Here is a 23,602-nt window from a genome sequence, read left to right on the forward strand (position 1 = left end):
TCCTACTCGTCAGTGCGCCGCGATCCGAAGGTGCAGGCGGCGCGGGCGCAGCACGGTGGCCAGCGGGACGGGACGCAGGTCGGCGTCCGGCTCCGGGACGAGGCGCCGGCGGGAGAGCAGGGTGGCCAGCACGAGGACGCACTCGGTGCGGGCGAACAGGTCGCCCACGCACTTGCGGGCGCCCGACCCGAACGGCAGGAACGCCCGCCGGGCGGCCGGGGTGACCCGTTCGGGCCGCCAGCGGTCCGGGTCGAACTGGGCCGGCGCGCGGTACGCGGACGGGTGCCGGGACACCGCCGCCGGGGAGAACACCAGCGTGGTCCCCGCCCGGAGCGTGCGGCCCGCCAACTCGGTGGGCGCGGTGGTCACCCGGGTGAACAGCCAGCCCGGCGGGTGCAGGCGCAGCGTCTCCGACACCACCCGGTCGACGGCGCCCAGCCGCGGCAGGTCCGCCCACCCCGGGGCGCGGCCGTCCGGCAGCACCTCCGCCAGCTCCGCCCGGACCTGCTCGGCCGCCGCCGGGTGCTGGGACAGCCGCCACAGCGCCCAGGTGAGGGTGGCCGCGACGGTCTCGGTGCCGGCCGCGAGCAGGGTGATCACCTGGTCGTGCACCTCGGCGTCGGAGAGCCGCGCCCCGTCCTCGCCGCGGGCGGCGAGCAGCGAGGACAGCAGGTCGGGCTCGGTGCCGGTGCCGGTGCCGGTGGGGTCGGGCGCGGTGGGGTCGGGCTGGGGGAGGGGCGCGCGGTAGGTGGCGATCAACTGCCGGGTGGCGTCGTGCAGTTGGGTCAGCGCCCGGCGGTAGCGAAGGTTGCCGGGCAGTGGCAGCTCGCGCACCGGCGTGGGCAGCAGCATCTGCCGGAACACCCCGTTCAGCACGGTGTCGAACGCCCGCTCCACGCTGCGCGCCAGCTCCGCGTCGATCGCCGTCGCGCAGAGCGTGCGGCCCAGGGTGCGTAGCGCGATCCCGTGGAAGGTGGGGAAGGCGTCGATCACCTTGCCCGGCTGCCACCCGCCGGTGGCGAACTCGATCTCGGCCTGCATGACCTGCGCGTACCTGGCCAACTGCGGGCGCCGGAAGGCGGATTGGACCAGTCGGCGCTGGTGCTGGTGGTCGCGGTACGGGCAGGTGACCAGGCCGTTGCCCGCCACGTCGCGGGCCCGGTCGTAGAACGCACCGCCCTTGTCGAACAGCCGGTGGTCGGCCAGCACCTGGTTCAACAGCTCCGGGTGGCACGGGACTTGAACGGTCGTCGGCCCCAGCCGCATCGCCACCAGGTCGCCGTGCTGGTGCAGCGAGGACAGGTACCCCGCCGACCCGCGCAGCAGCCGGTGGCCGTGACCGAGCAGCGGCAGGGCGCCCGGCGCGACGGCGGCGGAGTAGGTCGGGGGCTGCGACGGGTGCTGCGATGAGCGCTGCGATGAGTGCTGCGGCGAGTGCGGCATCCCTCCACGGTAGGCAGCCCCGGTCGGCGGCGGACCGCGCCCGGTAGCCCGTCGCCTGCCGGGCCGGTCGGGCGGCGGGCGTGGCGGGGCATGACGAACGTGGGTTCGTGGGGTGGGGTGTTGTGCGTCAGGTTGACGGGGCGTCAGGGGCGCTGTTGGCGGGTGCGGTCGAGGCCGAGCAGTGCGGACGGGCCGCGGCGTTCCGGTGCGAACGGGATGCCGGAGGTGAGGCCGCGCAGGCCGACGGTCAGGGCCTCGCCCAGGAAGCCGATGCCGATGGACAGTTGGGTCGGGCGGGCGTCGGCGGGCAGCCCGGCGTGCTCGGCGAGGAACGAGAACCCGGCCATCACCGCCAGCGAGCCCGCGGCGACCAGGAACGTCCAGCCGGTCCAGCGCTGCCAGAGCACGCCCTGGCGCGCCTCGACCCGGACGGTCGCGCCGCGCAGCGCGCCCGTCGCGAGGCCGAGCACGAGGCCCGCCGCGATCCAGGCCCAGTCGACCGCGCCGAGGCCGTGGCGCAGGTCGTGGTGCAGGTCGTGGTGCTGCCAGAGCGACCACGCGCCGAGCGCCGTGAGGACCACCGGCGGTCCGAACAGGTCCCGCGCGTTGAGCGGTTCGCCGCGCAGCCGCCGGACCGCCACCGCGACGACCACCGCCGCGATCAGGACCGCGCTCATCCATCCGTGCATCGTTCCGCTCCCCCGAAATCTTTTTAGCTCGACTGTGCCAAAACGCAATTTAGCTCGCCCGTGCTATAACGGCAACATGCCGAAGATCGTGGACCCCGAGGAGCGCCGCCAGGCCGTCGCCGATGCCGTACTGCGCGTCGCCGCCCGGGAAGGCCTTGAACACGCCTCGCTGCGCAACGTCGCCGACGAGGCCGGACTCGCGATCGGCTCGGTCCGGCACTACTTCGCCGGCAGTTCGGAGCTGATGATCTTCGCGATGGGGGAGTTGGCCCGTCGCATCGAAGCCCGCATCCGCACCCACGCGGCCGCCCTGCTCGACCCCGCCGCGACCGGCGACCGGCGCGAGCTGACACTGCAACTCCTCGCCGAGACACTCCCGTTGGACACCGTGCGCCGCGAAGAGTCCGCCGTCTGGCTGTCCTTCGTCACCGCCGCCCGCACCCGCCCCGAACTGCGCGGCTGCCTCGCCACGATGCAGTCCGGCCTGGACGAACTCATCCACCGCGTCCTGCTCGAGACCCGCCGCACCGGCGCCCTCGCCCCCGGCCTCGACCTCGCCGTGGAGACCCGCCGCCTCTCCGCCCTCCTCGACGGCCTCACCCTCCAAGCCGTCCAGCACCCCCTCCTGGTCGGCCCGGACGAGCTCTGCGCCGTTCTCCGCAGCCACCTCGACTCACTGGCCGGTGCACGGCCTTGAGGCGCTGAGCCCGCCGCCCCGGCCCGCGGCACCGTCGCAGCGCGGTGCCCGCGCGAACCCGCCACCACCGGCCTACCCTTGGCAGGCACGGAAGGACGTGCCTTGGCGGCACGGAAGGACGTGGCGAACGTGGCACACCGGATCGACGGCAGCGCGGGGGACGTTCTCACCGCACGCCTGCGCGAGCAGACCGCGAAACTGGTCGCCCTCGAGCCCGACGTCCGCGCCGACCGGCCCGACGCCGTCCACCAGATGCGCGTCGCCGCCCGCCGCCTGCGCAGCGCCCTGCGCACCTACCGCCGCCACCTGGCCGGCGACCACACCGGCCTGGAGAGCGAACTGCGCGAGCTCGGCCGGAACCTCGGCCGGGCCCGCGATGCCGAAGTGCTCGGCGAACGCCTCCTCGCCCAGGCCCGCGAACTCCCCGACGGCGGCGACCGCGAACGCGTCCTCGCCGAACTCACCACCTGGAGCAGCCGGGAGGCCCGCGAAGGCCGCGCCGCCGTCCTCGCCGCACTCGACAGCCAAGCCTTCCGCGAACTGCTCGACGCCCTCACCGCATTCGCCGACGACCCCCCGCTCAACGCCCGCGCGACACGGCCCGCCGGGCCGGAACTCACCCGCATCCTGCGCCGCGAACACCGCCGCACCGCCGAACGCCTCGCCACCGCCGAACACACCCCCGACGGCCCGGCCCGCGAACACGCCCTGCACGACGCACGCAAGGCCGCGAAGCGCGCCCGCTACGCCGGCGAGACCGCCGGCCGCCCGGCCCGCAGCTTCACCCGCCGGATGAAGGCCCTGCAGGACGTGCTGGGCCGCCACCAGGACGCGATCGTCGCCCGCGGGGCGGTGCGGGGGCTGTCGGACGGGGGTTTTGGGTACGGGGTGTTGTTCGGGCGGCAGGTGGGGGAGGCGGTGTTCGCGCGGGAGTTGCTGTCGGGGGTGTGGGAGCGGGCGGGGCGGCGGCCGAAGCGGATGCGGTGACGGGGGTGTTTGGCGGTCAGGGCGCGAGGTGGCGGAGGGTGAACTCGGGGAGGGCGTACGGGCCGGCCTGGGGAGCGGTGGGGTCGGCGGGGTGGTCGGCGCCGGGGATGGCGGGGGCGTGGAGTTCGGCGTCGTCGACGGGGGCGTAGTCGAGTACCGCCGGGTCGGGGAGCTGCCAGAAGCGGCGGGTGTTGGCGGAGACGGCGTACGCGGTGGCGAAGCGGACGGTGGGCGGGGCGGTCAGCGCGGCCCGCACAAAACCGATCGCGTCGCGGGGGCTGAGCCAGGTCGCCAGGTGGCGGGGCTCGGTGGGGGCCGGTTCGAAGCTGCCGATGCGCAGGCAGATCACCGACAGGCCGAACTTGTCGGCGTAGAGCCGCCCGAGGGCCTCGATGGCCGCCTTGCTCACGCCGTACAGGCCGTCGGGCCGGACGGGATCCTCCGGGTCGGTGTGGTGGCCGACCGGGTGGAAGCCGGTGACGCGGTTGCTGCTGGCCAGCACCACCCGGTCGATGCCGGTACGGCGCGCCGCCTCCAGGACGTTGTGGGTGCCGAGCACGTTCACGTCGAGCAGTTCCGGCAGCGGCGCTTCGTCCGGCACGCCGCCCAGGTGGAGCACCTGATCGGCGCCGGCGAGTGCCGCCTCCACGGCGGCCGCGTCGCGCAGATCGACGGTGCGCGCCTCCTCGTTGGGAGCCTCCGGCCGTAGCGGCACCCGGTCGAGCAGGATCAGCCGCTCGGCCTCGTCCCGAAGTGCCTTGCGCGCAACGGTTCCGATGTTTCCTGCCGCGCCGGTCAATGCCACCGTACCCAGCCGCACTCTGCCTCCTCAGGCGATCCGTCCGTTGCATTCTGGGCGCCGGGCTCCCACCGATCAAGCGATATGCGGTGGGCGATCGCGGTCGCTCGATCATGGTGTCCGGCCGTGGTTCAGCGCACGCAACGCGTGGGCGGGGGAGGGGCGATGGCGCGCGGACGGACCCGGGTGGCCGGGTGGGCGGCGGTGCTGGGCAGCGTGTTCGCGGCCGGGCACGGGGTGGCGGTGGCGCTGCTGCCGTCCGGGCAGCGGGCCGGGACGGCGGAGCGGCGAACGGCGCCGAGCTGAAGGACGCGCTGCTGAAGGTCGCGGGTTCGCCGACGGCGGAGCGGGTGCTGCCCACCCTGGTCGCGGTGCTGTGCGCGCTGGCCTGGTTGGTGGCCGCCGTGCTCGACCGGCGGCGGGCCGACCTGGGCAAGTCGACGCCGTCGTGGTTGCTGGCAGGGCTGCTCGGCGTCGGCCTGGTGCTCGCCTCCGTTGCCGCGCTCGCCCAGGCGAACGGGCCGGACGAGGCCGACGGGCGGCAGGTGCGGCGGATCGCGCAGGCGGGCGGGGTGAAGCGGAAGTTGCCGATCGTCGCGGTGCGCTCCGAACCGACGGTGCTGGGGCGGGTGAACCGCCACCAGGTGTACCGCGCGACCGTCGATCTGGAGGTGCCGTACGCGGCCGGCCCGCGGACCGTCACCACCCGGGTGGAGACGCTCGGTGGCTGAGCGTGGTATTCGCGACCCGGCCCGACGCGTGTCGTACGGCGATCGGCCGGGTGGTGCGCGGATCGGCCGCATAGGGCGGCGAGTTGGGGGCACTGGCGGGCCGGGTCGGCTGCTGGGTACGGTCGGTGCCATGTCCGAAGCTGTCAGCAAGCGCAACGTCGAGGTCGTCCGCCGCTACCTCCGGGTCTTCGAGACGAAGCAGGTCGCCGAGTTCGAGGAGCTCGTCGCCGAGGACGTGCTCGTTCACGGCGCGGGGCTGCACGGTCAGGGGCGGCACTACCCCGAGGGGTCGGTGCTGACCCCGGGCCTGTCCAACTGCCGCGTCCAGGTGGACGATCTCTTCGCGGCCGGCGACCGCGTCACCGTGGCCTTCACACTCACCTACACCCACGACCGCAGCGGCCGGGACCTCACCATGACGGGCGTCAAGTCCTACCGGCTCCGCGACGGGCGGATCGTGGAGTTCTGGGGCGAGACCGACCTCTACGGACTCCTCCGCCAGGCCGGACTCGTCCCCGAGCAGATTCCGCCCCTCTGACCGGATCGCACAGCCTGACCGGATCGCACAACGGACCTACGGCGCGGTCGGGTTCAGGCCCGCGGTGGTCGCGGCGGTGCGGAGGAGGTCGTCGACCATGGTGGGGGTGAGGCGGCCGGTGTAGGTGTTGCGGGGGCTGACGTGGAAGCAGCCGTAGAGGTGGAGGGGCGGGCCGTCGTCGGTGGCGGGGAGGATCGCGTGGGCGCCGTGGGTGAACTGCGGGCGGGGGCGGGGGACTTGCCAGCCGGCGGCGGCGAGGGCGGGGAGGACGGCCTGCCAGGCGAAGCCGCCGAGGGCGACCACGGCGCGGACGGTGGGGCGGAGGTACTCGAACTCGCGGACGATCCAGGGGCGGCAGGTGTCGCGTTCGGTGTTGGTGGGCTTGTTCTCGGGCGGGGCGCAGCGGACCGGGTCGGTGATGCGGACGCCGAACAGTTCGAGGCCGTCGTCCCGCCAGGTGGAGTGCGGCTGGGAGGCCAGGCCGAGTCGGTGCAGGGAGGCGTACAGCAGGTCGCCCGAAGGGTCGCCGGTGAAGATCCGGCCCGTTCGGTTGCCGCCGTGCGCGGCGGGGGCGAGGCCGACCAGGACCAGGCGGGCGTCGGTCGGTCCGAAGCCCGGGATCGGTCGCGCCCAGTAGTCCTGGTCCTGGAACGCGCGGCGCTTCACCCGGGCCGCCTCCTCCCGCCACTCGACCAGGCGCGGGCAGGCCCGGCAGCCGACCACCAACTCGTCCAGTTCGGCCAGCCCGTGGACACGTCCGACCAGTTCGGAGGGCAGGGCGGAGGACGGTTCGGAGGGCAGTTCCATGGCGCCGATCCTAGGGGCGCGCAGACCGTGACAGGCGGGACGGCGAGTCAACGGGAAAGCGTTTTCCCGTTGGGTCTCGCGCGGCCCGGCCGGTGGGGGCGGGGGCGGAGTAGCGTAGAGATACGAGTCTGCGTGCCGTACGGGTCGAGGTGACGGCGATGATCGTGGTTGACGCGTTGATTGCGGTGCTGGTGCTGTTGGCGGTGCTGGCCGGGCTGAGTGTGCGCATGGTGCAGCAGTACCAGCTCGGCGTGGTGTTCCGGTTCGGGCGGGTGCGGGACGAGATCAGGACGCCGGGGCTGGTGCGGATCATGCCGATCGCGGACCGGCTGCGCCGGGTGAACGTGCAGATCATCACCATGCCTATCCCGGCGCAGGAGGGCATCACCCGGGACAACGTGACCGTCCGGGTGGATGCGGTGGTGTATTTCAAGGTGGTCGACCCGGTGAAGGCCATCGTCAACGTGCAGGACTACAACTTCGCGATGTCGCAGGTCGCACAGACCTCGCTGCGGTCGATCATCGGCAAGAGCGAGCTCGACGACCTGCTGGCCAACCGCGAGCCGATCAACCAGGGCCTGGAGCTGATGCTGGACAGCCCGGCGCTGGGCTGGGGCATCCAGATCGACCGGGTGGAGATCAAGGACGTCGCCCTGCCCGAGTCGATGAAGCGCTCGATGGCCCGGCAGGCCGAGGCGGACCGGGAGCGGCGGGCCCGGATCATCACCGCCGACGGTGAGTACCAGGCGTCCGCGCGCCTGTCGGAGGCCGCGAAGGTGATGTCCGCGACCCCGGCCGCGCTGCAACTGCGGCTGCTGCAGACCGTGGTGGAGGTCGCCGCGGAGAAGAACTCCACGCTGGTGCTGCCGTTCCCGGTGGAGCTGCTGCGCTTCCTGGAGAGCTCCACCGAACGCAACACCGCGCAGGCCGTCGAGGCCACCGAGGTCGCGGCGCAACTCGCCGAGAACGAGGCCGAGGGGACGCTGGAGCCGGATCCGGACGTCGAGCAGCTGGAGCTGCCGCAGGTCGCGGCGGCCGCCGAAGTGGGCCGTCCGGAGCGCCCGTTGGACGTCGCCCCGCGACACGCGGCGTGACCCGCCGGACGGACGGTCGGGGCCTCAGCGGTGGCGGGCGGTCCGGTGGCGGGGCCAGCATGGAAGACGGCCAGTGGACACAACCAGCTCGGGAGGTCCGGCCATGACCACCGCGAAAGAGATCATGCACCCGGGAGCGGCGTGCGTCACCGGTGAGCAGACCCTCGGCGACGCCGCCCGGATGATGCGCGAACGCGGCGTCGGCGCGCTGCCGATCTGCGACGAGAACCAGAAACTGCTGGGCATCGTCACCGACCGGGACATCGTGCTCAGGTGCGTCGCCGACGGACGCGACCCCGGCACCGTCAAGTGCCTCGAACTCGCCCTCGGCCGCCCGATGGTGATCGAGGAGGACGAGGACGCGGAGTTGGTGCTGTCGGTGATGGAGGACCACCGGGTGCGCCGGCTGCCGGTGATCAACCACCCCGACCACAAACTCGTCGGCATGATCAGCGAAGCCGACATCGCCCGGCACCTGCCGCAGGAGCGGGTGGCGGAGTTCGTCACGGCCGTCACCGCCGTCACCTCCCACTGAGAACCGGTAGGGCGACACCCCGCCACACCGGGTGGTGCGGCGGGGTGATGGTGTGTCAGTGCATGTACTGCTTCGGCAACTTGGCGACGAAGGCATCAGCGATCACCTGGTAGCCCGCGTCGTTGGCGTGGATGTCGCCGCGCGCCATGTTGGTCCACTGCATGACCCGGGCCACGTTCAGCGGCACCTGCTGGTTGCCCAGCGGCACCAGCGGCGCGAACGAGGTGGTGGAGAACGCCCCCGCCACGTCGGCGGTCGGGACGCGGTGGCGCGCGTCCACCGTCTCGATCACCGAGTTGAGCGCGTTGGCGAGCGGCACCGAGGCGGTGGCCATCTCCTTGCCCTTGTCGCCCGTCATCCAGGCGGCCAGGAACGGGTCGTACAGGTTCATGCCGACGATCCGGGTGTGCGGGCCAGCCGCCTGCTGGAGCTCGCCAAGGATCCGGTCCAGGCCGGTTCGGACCTGCTCGATGCCGTTCATCGCGCAGGGCAGGTCGAGCGAGCCACCGGCCGCGCAGCGCTGCACGTCGTTGGCGCCGATGTCGATCGTCACCAGCACCTCGTCCTTCCAGTGCGCCTTCAAGTAGGCGACCGCCGCCTCCAGTTGGGAGCCGTCGAAGGAGTGCGGGTACGGGCAGCCGCCGTTCGCCATGGTGCCGGTGGTCTCGCCCGGGCAGCCCAGGTCGGTGAACTCGAACGGGCGGTGGTCGTCCGCCGCCCGCTCACCCAGCGTCCGCGCCAGGTCCTGGGCGTAGCCGCGGCCCACGATGTGGCCGCCGGTCGGCGTGGACTGGTAGCCGGCCGCCAGCGAGTCGCCGATCGCCAGGTAGTACGCCGTGGCGTGCTGCCCGCCCGGCGCCGCCGAAGCGGGAACGGCCGCCGCGCCGGTGAGGGTCAGAGCGGCGAGCGCGGCCGCAACGAGCGCGCGGCGGCGGGGGATCGGGCGCATGGAGCCTCCAGGGCGAATGATCGCGATCAGACGGATCCGAGGAGGCTACTGCTCGGTACACCCGCAGGAACAGGGGTGTGCACGTACTTGATCTTCCGGGGCGAGGTGGTTCAGCCCGGGAACGCGTAGACCGTGGTGGCGTGCGCGACCGGGTCGTCCGGCGCGTCCGGCGTGGTGAGGGTGATCTCGGCGAACGCGATCCGGCGGCCCAGCTTGGTCAGCCGCGCCGTGACCAGCAGATCGGTGTCACGCGCCGCACGCTGGAAGGTGATCGACTGCTGGACGGTGGTCATCGGAGCGAACCCGCCCAGCGCCGAGGACACCGCGATGACCGTCGCCGTGTCGGCCGCCGCCATCATCGCCTGCCCCGACAGCCCGCCGCCGTCCCGGGCCAACTGGTCGGACCACGGCAGCCGCAGCACCGCGTGCCGCGTCCCCGTCTCCACCACGGAGAGCCCCAGGGCCCGCACCCACGGTGCGAATCGCTCGGCGAGGATCAGGTCGCCCTCGGCGGGCTCCAAGGGGTTCTTACCGGCTTCGGCAGCCTTCGGCGGGGTCGTCATGGCGTGATCGTAGGAGCTGCCGGTGACGCGGCGCCATACCCCGGACGCGGAGTGTCCACCGGTCGTGGGCAACCCCGCGGCGAGGCATGGTGGTGGGGTGGGAGTGCGGCGGCGGAGTCTGGCGGAACTGCGGAGCGAGTGGCGCGCCGAACACCTGCTGGTGCTGCTGCCGATCAGCCTGATCGTGCTGATCTCCGTCATCGACATCTCGATCTCCCCGAACATCCACCTCGGCCCGCTGCTGGTGGTCGCCCCCGCCATCACCGCCTCGTTCGGCGGTACCCGGATGACCGCCCTGATCGGCGCGCTCGCACTGATCGCCCTGATCCTCATCGCCGCCTTTCACGGCGGCCTGTTCACCGCCAACCACCAGGCCCAGATCGGCGCGCTCGCCCTGGTCACCGTCGTCGTCGTCGCCTTCCGCCGGGCCCGCGAACGCCACGGACGCGAACTCACCCGGGTCCGTACCGTCTCCGACGCCGTCCAGCGCGTCCTGATGCGCCCGCTGCCCGAACAGGCCGGACCGCTGCGGATCGCCACCCGGTACCTCGCCGCCGACGACGAAGCGAACGTCGGCGGCGACCTGTACGCGGCCGTCCGCACCCCGCACGCCACCCGCCTGCTGATCGGCGACGTCCGCGGCAAAGGACTCGACGCCGTCGGCGACGCCGCCGCACTGCTCGGCGCCTTCCGCGAGCTCGCTCACCTGCACCAGGACCCGGCACAGCTGGCCGACGCGCTGGAGACCTCCTACCAGCGCCATCTCGCCGAGGTCGCCGACGCCGGCCACGACGTCCGGGAGAACTTCGCCACCGCGCTCGTGCTCGACCTGCCCGACGACCGCCCCGTGATCCGGCTCGCCGACTGCGGACACCCGCCGCCCCTGCTGCTCACCCCCGGCCACGCCCACCTGCTCCCGCTGCACCGGAGCGGCCCCCCGCTGGGCATGGGCGACCTCGCCCCCGCCGACCGCCGCACCGAGGAGTTCGCCTTCCCGCCCGGCAGCACCCTGCTGCTCTACACCGACGGCGTCACCGAGGCCCGCAACCACGAGGCCGTCTTCTACCCCCTGCCCGCCCGCGCCGCCCACCTCGCCCCGGAGCCCATCACACCCACGGACTTCCTCGACCGCCTCCGCCGTGACCTGCTGGCCTACGTCGGGGGACGGCTGATGGACGACGCGGCGATGGTGGCGGTCGGGCGGGAGGGCTGACGGGGGCTACTCGTTCTGCCGGGTCTGCTCGAGCGCGCGGAGCAGGACTTCGGCGAGGTGCAACGGCCGGGCGGACGGCTCCAGTTGGGTGAGCTGGGTGCGGCAGCTGAGGCCGTCCGCGAGCAGCAGCGTGCCGGGCTCGGCGGCGCGGACGGCGGGCAGCAGGGCGCGTTCGGCGGCGGCCACCGACACCTCGTAGTGGCCGCGCTCGAAACCGAAAGCCCCGGCCAATCCGCAGCAGCCGGCGTCGAGTTGACGGTTCGTCAGACCGAGCTCGGCGGTGATGCGCCGGTCGGCGTCGGTGCCCAGGGCGGCGTGCTGGTGGCAGTGCACCTGGGTCATCGCCGTGCCGCCCAGCCGCGGCAGGGCCACCTCGTTTTCGTCCAGGAACTCGGCCAAGGTGCGGACCCGGGACGGGAGTTCGGGGCCGTCGAGGAGTTTCGGCCAGTCGCCGCGCAGGGTGGCGGTGCAGGACGGCTCCAGGCCCACCACTGGGAGGCCGGGCGGCAGTTGGCGCTGGGAGCGGCGGATCACCCGGCGCGCCGCGCCGAGTTGGCCGCTGGCGATCAGCGTGAGCCCGCAGCACACCGGCCCGGTCGGAAGCTGCACCCGGAAGCCGAGCCGCTCCAGCACCTGGACGGCGGCCATCGCCGGTGCGGGGTCCAGGAGTTCGGACATCGAGTCGGGCCACAGCAGCACCGCCGGCGCCGCCGGGTCGGCCGGGTGGGCGGCGCGGTAGCTGCGGAACCAGGAGGAGAAACGGCGCTCCGGGAGGGCGGGGAGCGAGCGCCGGGGGTCGATGCCGCCGAGGCGCTTGAGCAGGGCGCCGCTGAACCGGCCGCGCAGGGCGGCGTTCGCGGCGCGCGGCGCGAGATGGGCCAGGCGGAGCCACAGCGGCAGCAGGCCGAACGAGTAGTGGGCGGCCGGGCGGGGCCTGAACCGGTAGTGGTGGTACAGGAATTCGGACCGGTAGGTGGCCATGTCCACCTGCACCGGGCAGTCGCTCGCGCAGCCCTTGCAGCCCAGGCAGAGATCGAGCGCCTCCCGGACCTCCGGCGAGCGCCAGCCGTCGGTTACCAGTTCGCCGCGCAGCATCTCGCCGAGCAGCCGGGCCCGGCCCCGGGTGGAGTGCCGTTCCTCTCCCGTCACCATGTAACTCGGGCACATCACCCCGCTGTTGGTGTCCACGCACTTTCCGACGCCGACGCAGCGGTGGACGGCGTTCAGCAGACTGCCGGCGTCCAGCGGATACGCCAGGGTCAGCGGCAATTCCCGTCCGGGGAAGCGCAGATCGGCGTCCAGCGGGCGCGGGTCGACCAGCAGGCCGGGGTTGAGCAGGCCGTCCGGGTCCCAGATCTGCTTGAACCGGGCGAACAGGTCGATCACCTGCGGCGGGAACATCCGCGGCAGCAGCTCGGCCCGGGCCTGCCCGTCGCCGTGCTCGCCGGAGAGTGAACCACCGTGCGCCACCACCAGATCCGCCGCCTCGGTGAGGAACTCCCGCATCACCTGCGGCCGTTCACGCACGGGGAAGTCCAGGCGCAGGTGCACGCAGCCCTCGCCGAAATGCCCGTACGGCACCCCGCGCAGCCCGTGACGCTTCAGCAGGGCCCGCAACTGCCGCAGGTAGGAGCCGAGTTGCTCGACCGGGACGGCCGAATCCTCCCAGCCCGGCCACGCCGCGCCACCCGGTCGGCCGCCCGGCCCCGGAGGCAGGCGGGTGACGATGCCGGCGCCGGCCTCCCGGATCGACCACAGCGCACGCTGCTCGGCCGGGTCGGTGACCAGCGCGACCGTCGCGGTGCGCTCCCGCCGTACGGCGTCGGCGAGTTGACGCGCCCGGTCGGCGGCCTCGGCGGCCGTGGCGCCGCCCGTCTCCAGGAACAGCCAGCACGCACCGTCGGGCAGCCGGTCCAGCACCGGCGGGCGCGGCCCCGCCGCGAGCAGCGCGGCGACCAGGTCGGCGGCCATGCCCTCGCAGGTCAACGGTTCGAGCGGCAGCAGCGCGGGCACCGCGTCGGCGGCGGCCGTCTCGTCCCGGTAACCCGCCACCACCAGTGCGCGGTACGGCGGTTCGGGCACCAGCCGGACGGTGGCGCCGAGCAGCAGGGCGCACGTCCCCTCGGTGCCGGTGACGGCCCGCACCAGGTCGAAGCCGCGCTCCGGGAGCAGCGCGTCCAGCGGATAGCCCGAACCGCGACGCGGCAGCACCGGCATGGCGCGGCGCAGCAGCGCCAGATTGTCGGCGGCCAGGGCCTGCAACTCCCGGTGCAGACGGCCGAGTCGGCCCGGCGCGGAGGCCAGGGCGGCCCGTGCGGCCGGTGGCAGCGGGCCGGTGACGGTCAGTTCGGTGCCGTCGGCGAGCAGCAGGTCCAGGCTGTGCAGATTGTCGGAGGTGCGGCCCCAGGCCAGCGAGTGCGAGCCACAGGCGTCGTTGCCGATCATCCCGCCCAGCGTGCACCGGCTGTGGGTGGACGGATCCGGCCCGAACCGCAGCCCGAACGGCCTTGCCGCGCGCTGGAGTTCGTCCAGTACCGTGCCCGGTTCGACCCGCGCGGTGCGGGACTCCGGATCGACCGCCAGCACCTTGCCGAGATGCCGCCGAAAGTCCAGCACCACGGCGCCAGGCCCGATCGCCTGCCCCCCGATGCTCGTCCCCGACCCGCGCGCCACCACCGGCACCCCGTACTCCCGGCACACCGCGAGCGCCGCCCGCACATCGTCCGCATCGGCCGGCTTCACCACCCCACGCGGCACCTGCCGGTAGTTGGACGCGTCCTGCCCGTACACGGCCCGCTCCGCGGTGTCGAAGCGGACCTCACCACGGACGGCGGCGGCGAGAGTACGGGCGAGATCGGAAGCCATCCGCCGATCATCCCAGCCGGGGGCGTCCGGCCCCGGTCGCGGGCCTGTGAACGGCGGGTCGGAGCTCGACGGGCGGTCGCGGTTCCGCGCTGTGTCCGGCCGACGGCTACCTTGGCGGGCATGGAAACCGAACATCCCTTGGTCCGTGACGTCTTCCCCGAACTCGTGGACGAACTCGCGGCGCTGCTGGAGCAGGACGGCGAACCCGAACTGGCCGCCGGCGCACGGGAACTGCGCCTGGTCGCACCGTGCGAGTGCGAGGACACCTCCTGCCAGAGCTTCCGCACCGCCCCGCACCCGGCCGGACAGCCGTACGGCCCGGGCCACCGCTGCCTCGAACTGCCCGCCGAGGAGGGCATGGCCGTCCTGGACGTGGTGGACGACCGGATCACGTACGTCGAGCTGATCGACCACCCCCCGCTGCGGGACGCGCGCACGCACCACGCCACGCGAGCATGAAGATCGGATCATCACGAGTCGCGAACCGGACCCGGCCGCCCTCTCGGTTGAGCCGGTGAACGGTCAACTCCCGGTGGTTTGCGCCGATTCGGAGACCGGGCTTGCCTGCTTGGGGATGGTGGCCACGACCGGTTCGGTGGGCTGCGGCCCGGATGCGGCGGATGCGGCGGGTGTGGTCGGTGGAGTCGAGGCCGTGGGCGAAGTCGGGGCGGTGGGCTGGATCTTGTCGTCGCGTTCGTCGTCGCCGGCGCCGTCGCGGGTGGTGAGGACGGTGTCGAAGATCTCGCGGAGCTTGTCGGTGGCCTGCTTGGAGAACAGGCCGCACAGGCCGGCGATGCCGGCGAAGCCGTACGGGTTGGTGGCGGTGCCGTCGGTGCCGTTGGCGAACAGGCCGCCGCGCAGCAGGAAGTAGACCAGCAGGGCGAGTGCGCCGCCGATCGCGGTGCGCAGCAGGTACCAGGGCAGCCAGCTGGGCAGGAGTTGGCGGTTGCCCGCGTAGGTGGCGAAGGACGTCGCGGCGTGCACGAAGCTGCCGAGCCCGCTGGCGGCCAGGACGGCGATCAGCATCGCGGTGTTGGACGTCAGGTGCCAGGGGCCGAGGCCGAGCACCTCCCAGGTCGCGGGGACCTCGGACGGGGCGCGTTCGGCGGTCAGGGTGGTGAGCGGCGTCCAGACGCTGATCAGGGCGGCCACGCAGACGAATGCCTCGGCCAGCAGCAGTACGCCGAGCAGCAGCACAGCCCAGCCGGCCATCTGCTGCTGGGGCGGGAGTTGGCCGACCGGCCCCGGAGTGGGGCCGCCGTCGGCGGCGGAGAACGGGTCCGTGGTGGGATCGGCCGACGGGGAGACAGGGGAGGTCATCGAGAGTTCGCCTTCCGGTCCGGTGATGCACGGAGGTGCACAGGGTGCACGGAGGTGGCGCGGCAGAGGTTGGCGCGGGGAGGGACTCTACCGTCCGCCCGGGGCCGACGGTTCGTCAGGACCCCCTGGTCCAGGTCAACCGCATGCTCGTCAGGAGGTTGCCCGACGGATCGTCAAGGCACGCGGCCCGGGCGGAAGATTTCCGAAATCCCTGCCGCGAGCCGACGTACGCCGTCCCCACTTCCGGCGCGTCTTCGCGCGAGGGCGCGCTCAGCGGTGCACGCGCCTCGGGCCTGCGGGGGTGCGCTCAGCGGCGCCCGCGCCTCGGGCCTGCGAGGGCGCGCTCAGCGGCGCACGCCCGCCAGGCGGGAGAACTTGGCGACCTCGAAGGTGGCGTACGAATTCGACGCCAGCAGCGAGAACTTGATGCCCTCGCGGCCGTCCGGGCGCTTGTAGCCGTCCGGGAGGAAGCGCTTGTAGTGCTCGGCGGCGCGCTGGAAGAACTGCGGGCGCTCGGTGCGGGTCAGGGCCCCCGGCAGGTCGAAGACGAACAGGTAGTGGCGGATCATCCGGGTGAACAGGTGGGTGCGCACCTCGGGGTTGACCGGCGAGGCCTCCTCGGGCTGCGCGTCCAGCAGTTCGAAGGTGCCCTCGTAGCGGTCGAACAGGTCGAAGTGGCTTGCTCCTTCGCCGCCCGCCGGGTGCAGGGTGTGGCGGCGGCGGATGGTGACGCACTCGCGGTTGAGCACCGCGATCCGGGAGGCGGCCAGCAGCGTGCGGTGCACTGCCGGGACCTCCTCGTAGAACCCGTCGGGGAAGGTCGGGGCGGTGGCGGTGCGCACCAGCCGGTCCCAGATCAGCGGTGGGGCGCCGAAGAATTCGGGGTGCTCGGCGGGGGTGAACACGTCGGGGCCGGCGGCGTCCAGCAGTTCGGCCGCGTTGCCCGGCCACACCTGGCCCCGGTACTCGCGGTTGTGGCCGAACAGCAGCAGATCGACCTCACCGGTCTCGGTGAGCCGGGCGTCCATCGCCTCGAACGCGTCCGCCGGCAGCAGGTGGTCGGCGTCCAGGAACAGCAGGTAGTCGCCGCGCGCGTGTGCCGCGCCCGCCATCCGGGCCCGTCCGATGCCGGGCTCCGTGTCCAGCCGCAGCACCCGAACCCGGGCGTCGCGCAGCTCGTACGCCTCCAGCAGCCGCTCCTCCGGGCAGTGCGGGGAGGGCGTCTGGACCACGATGATCTCGAACTCGCGGAAGGACTGTGCGAGCAGGGAGTCGAGGCACTCCTTCAGTTGTTCCTGCTCGTCGTAAGCGGGGAGCACGACGGTGATCAGTGGTGGGGCCATGGGCGGGAGGCTAGGGGCGGGGACAGCCTCAGGCAAAGGTCGGAAGCCGCTCTAAAGCGGCTATTCCGGACAGCAGTCATGGGAAGTTCGCTGAATCTTCACCAAACGAACACGAGCGTGCGATGAAATGTCCGGATAGAGGGCGGAACGCCGCGACTTGCTGACGTATCGTCAGATGTACGCATGGTGGTGGAGCTGCGCACACACCGTGCCGAATGTCCCTCCGGGGCAAGGACCAACGGCCCTCAGTACCAGTTGTGAGCCTGCCAGAACGCCCACGCCGCACACGGGCTGCCATAGGTCTGGTTCATGTACTGCAGGCCCCACTTGATCTGGGTCGCCGGGTTGTCCCGCCAGTCCGCGCCCGCCGACGCCATCTTCGAACCCGGCAGCGCCTGCATCAGCCCGTACGCACCCGAGGACGGGTTGGTCGCATGCACGTTCCAGCCGCTCTCGTGCTCCACGATGTTGTTGAAGCACTGCAACTGCCCCGCCGGCACGAGCTGCGCCGCGATCTGCTGCGGCGTCCCGCTCAGCGCCTTGGCGACGGCCGACGCGGACACCGACGCGGACGCCGACGGGGTGGCGGACGGCTTGCTGCTCGCCAGCGCCTGGCGCTGCTGCGACCGGGACGCCGCCTCGGCGTCCGCCCTGGCCTTCGCCTCGGCGCTCGCACTGGCGCTCGCGCTGGCGCTCGCACTGGCCTCCGCTTCCGCCTTGGCCTTCGCTTCCGCCTCGGCCTGCGCGGACGCACTGGCGCTCGCGCTCGCCTCCGCCTCGGCGCGCGCCTGCGCGGACGCGGCGTCCGGCGAGGGGAGAGCGCCTGTCGCCAACTGCTCGACGCTCGCCGGCCGGGCCGCCGCGTCGGCCGGGGCCGAGTGCTGCGGCAGGATGATCGCCAGGGCGGCGGCACCCGCGACCGCGACGGTCGCCACACCCGCCACCATCGAGTGGCGGTTGCGACGGAGCGTCCGCGAAAGGCGGGACGGGCGGCGGTGCGGGCGGCGCTGCGGCATGGCGATCTCTTCTTGTACGGGCCGGACGGCCGGTGGGACACGGCGGCCCGCCGACCGGCACGCACGGCACCGGCCCCGCACCGTGGAACACGGCGCAGCGCGGCAATCGGACGAACGTGGCAGCGGGATGGTGGCCGGAGCGGCCGGACTGCCCGGCGGACGGGGGACATTCTTGGCAGATCACGCAGAGTGGCTCAAAAGCCCCGGCAACTATGCCTCGTAGTAGCGGGTCGGTCGGAGGGTGGGTGGTCGGGCGGGCTTCGGCGGCCCCGGGCCGGGCTTGGTCCGTACCATCGGCCGGTGGCCACCGGAATGCCTCTGACCTGCGAAGTTGCGGTAAGCTTCGGCGGGCAGACAGGAAGGCGACGTGGCCGCCCGCGAGGCTGGTTCGCGCACCGACTATTGAGAGTCGTAGAAGCCCGCCACGATGTGGGAGGGCTCACAGGAACCGAACGCGCACCGGCACGCCCCGCACCCGGACGAACACGCCCGGTCGAACGGAACGGCACCCCGGTCACAGCCCGCGATCACCGGGCCCCGATACTTGCCCGCATGGTGATCGTGGTGGTGGGGCTGGTGGCAGTGCTCGGCCTGTTCGGGGCGGCGCACTGGTACGTGTGGCGACGACTGGTCCGCGACGTCTCCCGCCCCGGCAGCCGCTACCGGCGCGCAGGCACCGTGCTCGCCGTCCTGCTGCCCGTGCTCTCCCTGCTGGCCCTGGTCGGCGGCCGGGCCTTCCCGCTCGCCGTGGAACGCTGGTTCGCCTGGCCCGGCTACCTCTGGATGGCCGTTCTCCTCTACCTCCTGCTCGCCCTGCTGGCCGGCGAACTGCTGCGCCCCCTGCTGCTCCGGCTTCCGCGTCGCCGCGAGAGTGAGCCGGCGGTGGCTGTCGAGCCCGTGGCGGTCCCTGCCGAAGTGGTGGCGGTTTCTGTCGAGGCGGCGGGGCCTGCAGGGCCTGCTGCTGGGCCGGCGGAGCCCGAAGAGTCCGCGGCGGGGTCTGCTGGGGCGGGGAAGGCGGTGGAGCCCTCGCGGCGGCTGTTCGTGTCCCGGGTGGTGGCCGGGGCGGCCGCCGGAGTCGCCGTCGGCGTGGTGGGCAACGGTGCGTACGAGGTGCTGCGCGGGCCGCAGGTGAAGCGTGTGACGGTGCCGCTGGCGAAACTGCCGCGCGCCGCGCACGGCTACCGGATCGCCGTGGTCAGCGACATCCACCTCGGCCCGATCCTCGGCCGCGCACACACCCGGCGGATCGTCGACACCATCAACGCCACCCAGCCCGACCTGATCACCGTGGTCGGCGACCTGGTCGACGGCACCGTCCCCGAACTCGGCCCCGCCGCCCGCCCGTTGGCCGACCTGCGGGCCAAGGACGGCGCGTACTTCGTCACCGGCAACCACGAGTACTTCTCGGGCGCCGCGCCCTGGGTCGACTTCGTCCGCGAACTCGGCATCCACCCGCTGGAGAACGCTCGCGTCGAGCTGCCCTGGTTCGACCTTGCCGGGGTCAACGACATCGCCGGCACCTCGCAGGGCCAAGGCCCGGACTACGCACGGGCGTTGGGCGACCGAGACCGCGGCCGGGCGGCCGTCCTGATGGCCCACCAGCCGGTGACCGTCCACGACAGCGTCCGCCACGGCGTCGACCTCCAGCTCTCCGGCCACACCCACGGCGGCCAGCTCTGGCCCGGCAACTACCTTGCCGAACTGGCCAATCCGACCGTGGCCGGCCTGGAACGGTACGGCGACACCCAGCTCTACGTCACCCGCGGCGCGGGCGCCTGGGGCCCGCCGGTCCGGGTCGGCGCACCGTCCGACATCACGGTGGTCACACTCGCCTCGCTCCAGGCCTGAGGCCGCTCCAACCGACCCGACCCCGCCGGGACATGGCGCGAGGCGGCCGGGTGCAGGCAAGCCGATGCCGCACCCGGCCGCCCGCTACCTGGCCTCGAAGTCGGGCCAGGCCACCGCCGTTTCGACATCGACGCCGTAGTCCACACCGGGGACGTCCCAGCCGTACAGCGCGCGGAACTGGCCGTAGAACCACGCCGCGCCGCCCGGCTCCCCGGCCAGCGCGCCGGCCGGATCGGCCCACAGCTCGCGCACCCGCTCCTGCACCTTCTCGTCCAACTCCCAGCCGTCCAACCGGATCCGGCCCCGCTCGTCCAGCACCAGCGGCTTCTCGCCGGTCAGCTGCGACCACAGGTCGACGGCCTGGTCGGCGGTGCTGCGCCAACCGTCCGCACCGAGAACGTTGCGCAGCAGCGAGGTGTACAGGGCGATGGACGGAATCGCCGTGGACGCCTGCGTGACGGCGGCACCGGCGACCACGGTGAACGCCCGGCCCGCGCCATCGGCGAGAACACCGTCGGCCAGGGTGCGCGCGGTCGCCTCCAGGTGCTCCTTGGCGGCGCCGATGGTGCCCTGCCGATAGACGGGGGCAGTGATGTCGGAGCCGACGTAGGACAGCGCCACCGTGGTGAACCCGCCGCCGAGCAGCCGACGTTCGGCCAGCGCCTCGACCCACAGCCGCCAGTCCTCGCCGCCCATCACCTGCACCGTGGCACGCTGCTCCTCCTCACTCGCCGCGGTGAGCTGCACGGTGCCGACCGTCGCCACCTCGTCCGGGAACACCAGGGACGCGGCCTCGTACGCTTCGCCGATCGGCTTGATGACGGAGTGGTGCACCTCGCCCGTCACCGGATCGGTGCGACGCGGTGCGGCAAGGCTGTAGACCAGATGGTCGACCGGGCCGAACCGCTCCGCGATCAGATCGAGCGCCCGCTCCTTGGCGGCCGCGGAGAAGGCGTCGGCGTTGACGAAGACGAAATCCGCGTCGGCGCCCAACTCCGCGGTGGCCGCCGTGCGGTACCAACCGGCCGTCGCCGTACGGCGCTCGGTCGGCGCGCCCTCGAAGGCGACGCCGACGCCGCGGATGCCGTGACGCCGCAGGCCCGCCAGCAGAATCGACATGCCGTACCCGGCGCTCGAGCCGAGCAGCAGCACCACCGGGGCGCGGCCCTCGGGAGTGCGCGCCGGGATCGACTCCCAGGTGCGCTTCACGACCTCGGCGCAACCCGCCGGGTGGGAGTTGACGATCAGATAGCCGCGCTGCTTCGGGGTGATCTGCTGGAGGGTCACTCGGGGGTCCGTTCCGGTGGGGTGGCCGACCTCCTGGTCCGGGACGGCCACGGTCAGCTGCTGCGCCAGGTGCACGACGGGCCCGTGCAGCGCGAGACTGCCGAGGTCGTACGCCTCCGTTTTCGGGGAGCGTATCCGGGCCACTGCCCGCCGCCCGTGCGAGCCGCGCCACGGAGGATCGGCGCGGCGCTTGTGGGTGCCGCTATTGCGAGAACGCTCCTTCGTGAGCTATCGGACGCAGACCAGGGTCGGGCGGCGCAGCGGGGGTTCGCCCCGACCGCCGCTGCTCACGGGTGCATGCGCGCGCCCTTGAGCACCTTGTCCACGGCGTTGCGCGGCCCGTGCAGCGCCAGCCCCACCAGATCGAGCGCCCCCGTCGGCACCGCTCGCACCGCCGCCCGGTTGTCCCGGTCGTTGCCGGTGCCGAACAGCTCCGCCGTGAACACCGCCACCGGCAACAAGCGCGACAGCGCCCGCGCGTGCGCCGACGTCAGCAACTCGCCGCCACCCTCGAACACCAGCACCGGCTGACGGAACATCGGCAGATACGCCGTCCCGTCCGCGTCCGCGTACGGCTCACCGATCAACTCCGGTACGGCGGTGCCCAGTCCGCTCACCAGAAAGGCCGTCACGTTCAGGCGCTGCCAGGGCTCGAGGTCCTCGCGCAGCAAGACGGCGATCTTGCTGTCGAAGCGCGGGGCGGTGTCGGTAGGGGTGTGAGTGTCCATGGAGTGAGCGTGCCGTCCGGGGCGGGGCCCGGTCTTGTACGTTCTTTGCATGACAGCGGCGCCCTCGCAGGAGATCACAGCCTGGCGGCCGCGCGTCCCCGGCGTCGTCGAGGTGCTGCACGCACGCCTCACCGAACACCGCTACCCCATGCACGTCCACGACTCCTGGACCCTGCTGATCGTCGACGACGGCGCCGTCCACTACGACCTCGACCGCCACCGCCGCGGCACCCCGCACGACACCGTCAGCCTGCTGCCGCCGCACGTCCCGCACAACGGTTCGCCGGCCACTGAGGCAGGCTTCCGCAAACGAGTCATCTACCTCGAACTCGGGCAACTCGGAACGGAGTTGATCGGACCCGCGGTGGACGGCCCCGATCTCGCGGACCCACTGCTGCGCCGACGGGTCGGGCAACTGCACGCGACGCTCGGCACACCGGGGGAGGAGTGGGAGGCAGAGAGCCGGCTGGCGCTGATCAGCACACGCCTCCGGGAGCTGCTCCACCTGCGAACAGCGGTGCCCGCCAAGCCCGTTGACCGCGGCCTGGCCCACCAACTGCGCGACCTGCTGGACGCCCGCCTCACCGAACGCACCACCCTCGACGACGCCGCGAGGCGTCTCCACGCCCACCCCGCCCATCTGGTCCGCGCCTTCACCACCGCATTCGGCCTCCCCCCACACCAGTACCTCACCGCCCGCCGCATCGACCGCGCCCGCCACCTCCTCCTCGACGGCCACCCCCCAACCACCGTCGCCACCACCCTCGGCTTCCACGACCAACCCCACCTCACCCGCCACTTCCGCCGCATCCTCGGGACCACTCCTGGTCGGTTTGTGCGTCGGGGGCGGTAGGGGGAGGTGGTTGCGCTGCGCGCGGCTGTGGGGCGTGGAGTTGAGTGTTGCCGGCCTGAGGCTCAGCGACCGCTGGGGCGGCTGGACGCGCACACCGTTCACCGAGGACAGTGCGCAGCACGCCGATCGGCTGAGGTCGCACGCGTCTCTGTGGAGAGCGACTTCGAGGCGTCTGGAATGCTGGGCGGCATGCGGATACGAGCGGTGTTGTTCGACGTCGACGGTGTGCTGCTGGACTCGGCAGCGGCGCACCGTCAGGTCTGGGGCACGTGGTCGAGGCTGCACGGGCTGGACGAGGACCAGGTTTGGGAGCTGACATTCGGCCGCAGGCCCCAGGACACGGTTCGCGATGCCGCGCCGCATCTGGACCCGCTCCAGGAACAGGCAGTCCTCGACTCCCTGCTGCACGAGTTGGGCCTCAGCTGTCCGCCGATCGTCGGCGCGGACGGCCTCCTGCGCCGAATCCCCGCCGACGGATGGGCCCTTGTGACATCCGGTGACCGGTCCTCCGTGCACCGCCGCTTCGCCTCGGCCGGCCTCCCGCTTCCCACCGTCCAGGTGTACGCGGACGACGTGGCGGCAGGTAAGCCGGCAGCCGACTGCTACCTGCTGGCGTCCCGGCTCATCTCGGCCGACCCCCGGGAGTGCATGGTCGTCGAGGACTCTCCGGCCGGAGTCGCGGCGGGCAGCGCAGCCGGCTGCACGGTCATCGGAGTCACCACGACGCACAAGGCGGCGCAGCTCGCCCATGCCGACGTCTGCGTGGCGAATCTCCACGTCGCAGCGGAGGAACTGGCGAGGCTGGGGTTCGTTCTCCTGGGTTCCGACGGGCGGAACTGAACAGTCACGTGTGCCTTCCCGGGGCAGCGGCCGCGTGCCGCGACGCTCGGTCGGGATTGGTGATCAGCAGGCGCAGAAGGCTGAAGCCAGGGGCCATCTTCGTCCCGGTCTAGACCCACCCCTTGTCGAGGTAGACCGTCCAGGTGTCTCCCACCGCCCGGCGCAGTTCAACCAGGGCCGCAACATCCGCGAGGCTGCCGGAGCGGCGGACAGCCGCAAGGGGGAGTCCGGGACACTGTTGCGGGTGTAGACCGGCAACTCGCCGTTGCAGTCGAAGACATGGAGCGGTGGGGGAGCTCTGTCGAGCTACGCAGGGCGGTTCTCCTCCGCCCACGCAGCCGCGGCGTCGACGCGATCCACATGCGCCAGGAGATGCTCGGGAGCAGGCCCGTTGCTGAACTGCACCAGGAACCCCTGAGTGTCCACTGCCCACCAATCCCACGTGAATCCAGGTCGT

24 protein-coding genes are annotated in these 23,602 nt (G+C 72.8%); 12 read left to right on the plus strand and 12 right to left on the minus strand.

Annotated features, from left to right (window positions below):
- Nucleotides 1-9: 9 nt before the first annotated feature.
- Nucleotides 10-1,443 (minus strand): cytochrome P450, encoded by a 1,434-nt coding sequence (locus ACFYST_RS14260; RefSeq protein ID WP_387862114.1) that lies wholly within the window; start codon nt 1,441-1,443, stop codon nt 10-12.
- Between the two features lie 143 nt (nt 1,444-1,586).
- A complete protein-coding gene (locus ACFYST_RS14265) occupies nt 1,587-2,120 on the minus strand; it encodes a DUF1453 domain-containing protein (protein WP_387862117.1) in 534 nt (177 codons plus the stop codon).
- 88 nt (nt 2,121-2,208) lie between these two features.
- On the opposite strand from ACFYST_RS14265, the gene ACFYST_RS14270 reads away from it, so the two are divergent.
- Nucleotides 2,209-2,829 carry a TetR/AcrR family transcriptional regulator gene (locus tag ACFYST_RS14270; protein WP_387862120.1) on the plus strand — a complete coding sequence of 207 codons (621 nt, stop codon included), beginning with the start codon at nt 2,209-2,211 and terminating at the stop codon, nt 2,827-2,829.
- A gap of 102 nt (nt 2,830-2,931) precedes the next feature.
- Nucleotides 2,932-3,816: a CHAD domain-containing protein gene (locus ACFYST_RS14275; protein WP_387862123.1), complete on the plus strand. Its 885-nt coding sequence runs from the start codon at nt 2,932-2,934 to the stop codon at nt 3,814-3,816.
- 16 nt (nt 3,817-3,832) lie between these two features.
- Here the strand turns inward: ACFYST_RS14275 and ACFYST_RS14280 are convergent, their stop codons facing one another.
- Entirely contained in the window at nt 3,833-4,636 is an 804-nt protein-coding gene (locus ACFYST_RS14280) for an NAD-dependent epimerase/dehydratase family protein (RefSeq protein WP_387647914.1), read from the minus strand.
- A gap of 144 nt (nt 4,637-4,780) precedes the next feature.
- Between ACFYST_RS14280 and ACFYST_RS14285 the strand changes: the two genes are divergently transcribed.
- From ACFYST_RS14285 to ACFYST_RS14295, 3 genes are all read left to right on the plus strand, one after another.
- Nucleotides 4,781-4,921 (plus strand): hypothetical protein, encoded by a 141-nt coding sequence (locus ACFYST_RS14285; protein WP_387862125.1) that lies wholly within the window; start codon nt 4,781-4,783, stop codon nt 4,919-4,921.
- 44 nt (nt 4,922-4,965) lie between these two features.
- Nucleotides 4,966-5,346, plus strand: a complete 381-nt coding sequence (locus ACFYST_RS14290; RefSeq protein WP_387862128.1) for a hypothetical protein — start codon at nt 4,966-4,968, stop codon at nt 5,344-5,346.
- Between the two features lie 130 nt (nt 5,347-5,476).
- Complete coding sequence (locus ACFYST_RS14295) at nt 5,477-5,884, plus strand: ester cyclase (protein ID WP_387862130.1); 408 nt, start codon at nt 5,477-5,479, stop codon at nt 5,882-5,884.
- A gap of 36 nt (nt 5,885-5,920) precedes the next feature.
- Here the strand turns inward: ACFYST_RS14295 and ACFYST_RS14300 are convergent, their stop codons facing one another.
- Nucleotides 5,921-6,691, minus strand: a complete 771-nt coding sequence (locus ACFYST_RS14300; protein WP_387862131.1) for a uracil-DNA glycosylase — start codon at nt 6,689-6,691, stop codon at nt 5,921-5,923.
- A gap of 158 nt (nt 6,692-6,849) precedes the next feature.
- Between ACFYST_RS14300 and ACFYST_RS14305 the strand changes: the two genes are divergently transcribed.
- Both ACFYST_RS14305 and ACFYST_RS14310 read left to right on the plus strand, forming a co-directional pair.
- On the plus strand, nt 6,850-7,785 hold the full coding sequence (locus ACFYST_RS14305; protein WP_387647904.1) for a slipin family protein: 936 nt from the start codon (nt 6,850-6,852) through the stop codon (nt 7,783-7,785).
- Between the two features lie 103 nt (nt 7,786-7,888).
- Nucleotides 7,889-8,320, plus strand: coding sequence for a CBS domain-containing protein (locus ACFYST_RS14310; protein ID WP_387647901.1), 432 nt, complete (start codon nt 7,889-7,891; stop codon nt 8,318-8,320).
- A gap of 55 nt (nt 8,321-8,375) precedes the next feature.
- On the opposite strand, the gene ACFYST_RS14315 is transcribed toward ACFYST_RS14310, so the two are convergent.
- Both ACFYST_RS14315 and ACFYST_RS14320 read right to left on the minus strand, forming a co-directional pair.
- Complete coding sequence (locus ACFYST_RS14315; protein ID WP_387862134.1) at nt 8,376-9,269, minus strand: SGNH/GDSL hydrolase family protein; 894 nt, start codon at nt 9,267-9,269, stop codon at nt 8,376-8,378.
- A gap of 110 nt (nt 9,270-9,379) precedes the next feature.
- On the minus strand, nt 9,380-9,832 hold the full coding sequence (locus tag ACFYST_RS14320) for a PaaI family thioesterase (RefSeq protein WP_387862136.1): 453 nt from the start codon (nt 9,830-9,832) through the stop codon (nt 9,380-9,382).
- Between the two features lie 97 nt (nt 9,833-9,929).
- On the opposite strand from ACFYST_RS14320, the gene ACFYST_RS14325 reads away from it, so the two are divergent.
- Entirely contained in the window at nt 9,930-11,045 is a 1,116-nt protein-coding gene (locus ACFYST_RS14325) for a PP2C family protein-serine/threonine phosphatase (protein WP_387862139.1), read from the plus strand.
- A 6-nt stretch (nt 11,046-11,051) separates the two neighbouring features.
- Here ACFYST_RS14325 and ACFYST_RS14330 read toward each other — a convergent pair whose 3' ends face one another.
- Complete coding sequence (locus tag ACFYST_RS14330; RefSeq protein ID WP_387862141.1) at nt 11,052-13,910, minus strand: FAD-binding and (Fe-S)-binding domain-containing protein; 2,859 nt, start codon at nt 13,908-13,910, stop codon at nt 11,052-11,054.
- A 120-nt stretch (nt 13,911-14,030) separates the two neighbouring features.
- Here ACFYST_RS14330 and ACFYST_RS14335 point away from each other — a divergent pair, with 120 nt between their 5' ends.
- Nucleotides 14,031-14,369, plus strand: coding sequence for a hypothetical protein (locus ACFYST_RS14335; RefSeq protein WP_387862143.1), 339 nt, complete (start codon nt 14,031-14,033; stop codon nt 14,367-14,369).
- Nucleotides 14,370-14,432: 63 nt separating this feature from the next.
- Here ACFYST_RS14335 and ACFYST_RS14340 read toward each other — a convergent pair whose 3' ends face one another.
- From ACFYST_RS14340 to ACFYST_RS14350, 3 genes are all read right to left on the minus strand, one after another.
- The gene (locus tag ACFYST_RS14340) at nt 14,433-15,230 is read right to left on the minus strand and encodes a hypothetical protein (RefSeq protein WP_387862146.1); all 798 of its coding nucleotides are present in this window, start codon (nt 15,228-15,230) and stop codon (nt 14,433-14,435) included.
- A gap of 344 nt (nt 15,231-15,574) precedes the next feature.
- Nucleotides 15,575-16,573, minus strand: a complete 999-nt coding sequence (locus ACFYST_RS14345) for a glycosyltransferase family 2 protein (RefSeq protein WP_387862147.1) — start codon at nt 16,571-16,573, stop codon at nt 15,575-15,577.
- Between the two features lie 245 nt (nt 16,574-16,818).
- A complete protein-coding gene (locus ACFYST_RS14350) occupies nt 16,819-17,589 on the minus strand; it encodes a transglycosylase SLT domain-containing protein (RefSeq protein WP_387862150.1) in 771 nt (256 codons plus the stop codon).
- A 552-nt stretch (nt 17,590-18,141) separates the two neighbouring features.
- On the opposite strand from ACFYST_RS14350, the gene ACFYST_RS14355 reads away from it, so the two are divergent.
- Entirely contained in the window at nt 18,142-19,437 is a 1,296-nt protein-coding gene (locus ACFYST_RS14355; protein WP_387862152.1) for a metallophosphoesterase, read from the plus strand.
- 84 nt (nt 19,438-19,521) lie between these two features.
- On the opposite strand, the gene ACFYST_RS14360 is transcribed toward ACFYST_RS14355, so the two are convergent.
- Both ACFYST_RS14360 and ACFYST_RS14365 read right to left on the minus strand, forming a co-directional pair.
- Nucleotides 19,522-20,868 carry an enoyl-[acyl-carrier-protein] reductase FabV gene (locus ACFYST_RS14360; RefSeq protein WP_387862154.1) on the minus strand — a complete coding sequence of 449 codons (1,347 nt, stop codon included), beginning with the start codon at nt 20,866-20,868 and terminating at the stop codon, nt 19,522-19,524.
- Between the two features lie 143 nt (nt 20,869-21,011).
- Nucleotides 21,012-21,452, minus strand: a complete 441-nt coding sequence (locus ACFYST_RS14365) for a DUF2000 family protein (protein WP_387862156.1) — start codon at nt 21,450-21,452, stop codon at nt 21,012-21,014.
- 49 nt (nt 21,453-21,501) lie between these two features.
- Between ACFYST_RS14365 and ACFYST_RS14370 the strand changes: the two genes are divergently transcribed.
- Both ACFYST_RS14370 and ACFYST_RS14375 read left to right on the plus strand, forming a co-directional pair.
- Nucleotides 21,502-22,305 (plus strand): AraC family transcriptional regulator, encoded by an 804-nt coding sequence (locus ACFYST_RS14370; protein WP_387862159.1) that lies wholly within the window; start codon nt 21,502-21,504, stop codon nt 22,303-22,305.
- A gap of 189 nt (nt 22,306-22,494) precedes the next feature.
- Entirely contained in the window at nt 22,495-23,145 is a 651-nt protein-coding gene (locus ACFYST_RS14375) for an HAD-IA family hydrolase (RefSeq protein ID WP_387862161.1), read from the plus strand.
- Nucleotides 23,146-23,602: the final 457 nt, after the last annotated feature.

The organism is Kitasatospora sp. NPDC004614, assembly GCF_042873675.1.
Classification (GTDB): Bacteria; Actinomycetota; Actinomycetes; order Streptomycetales; family Streptomycetaceae; genus Kitasatospora.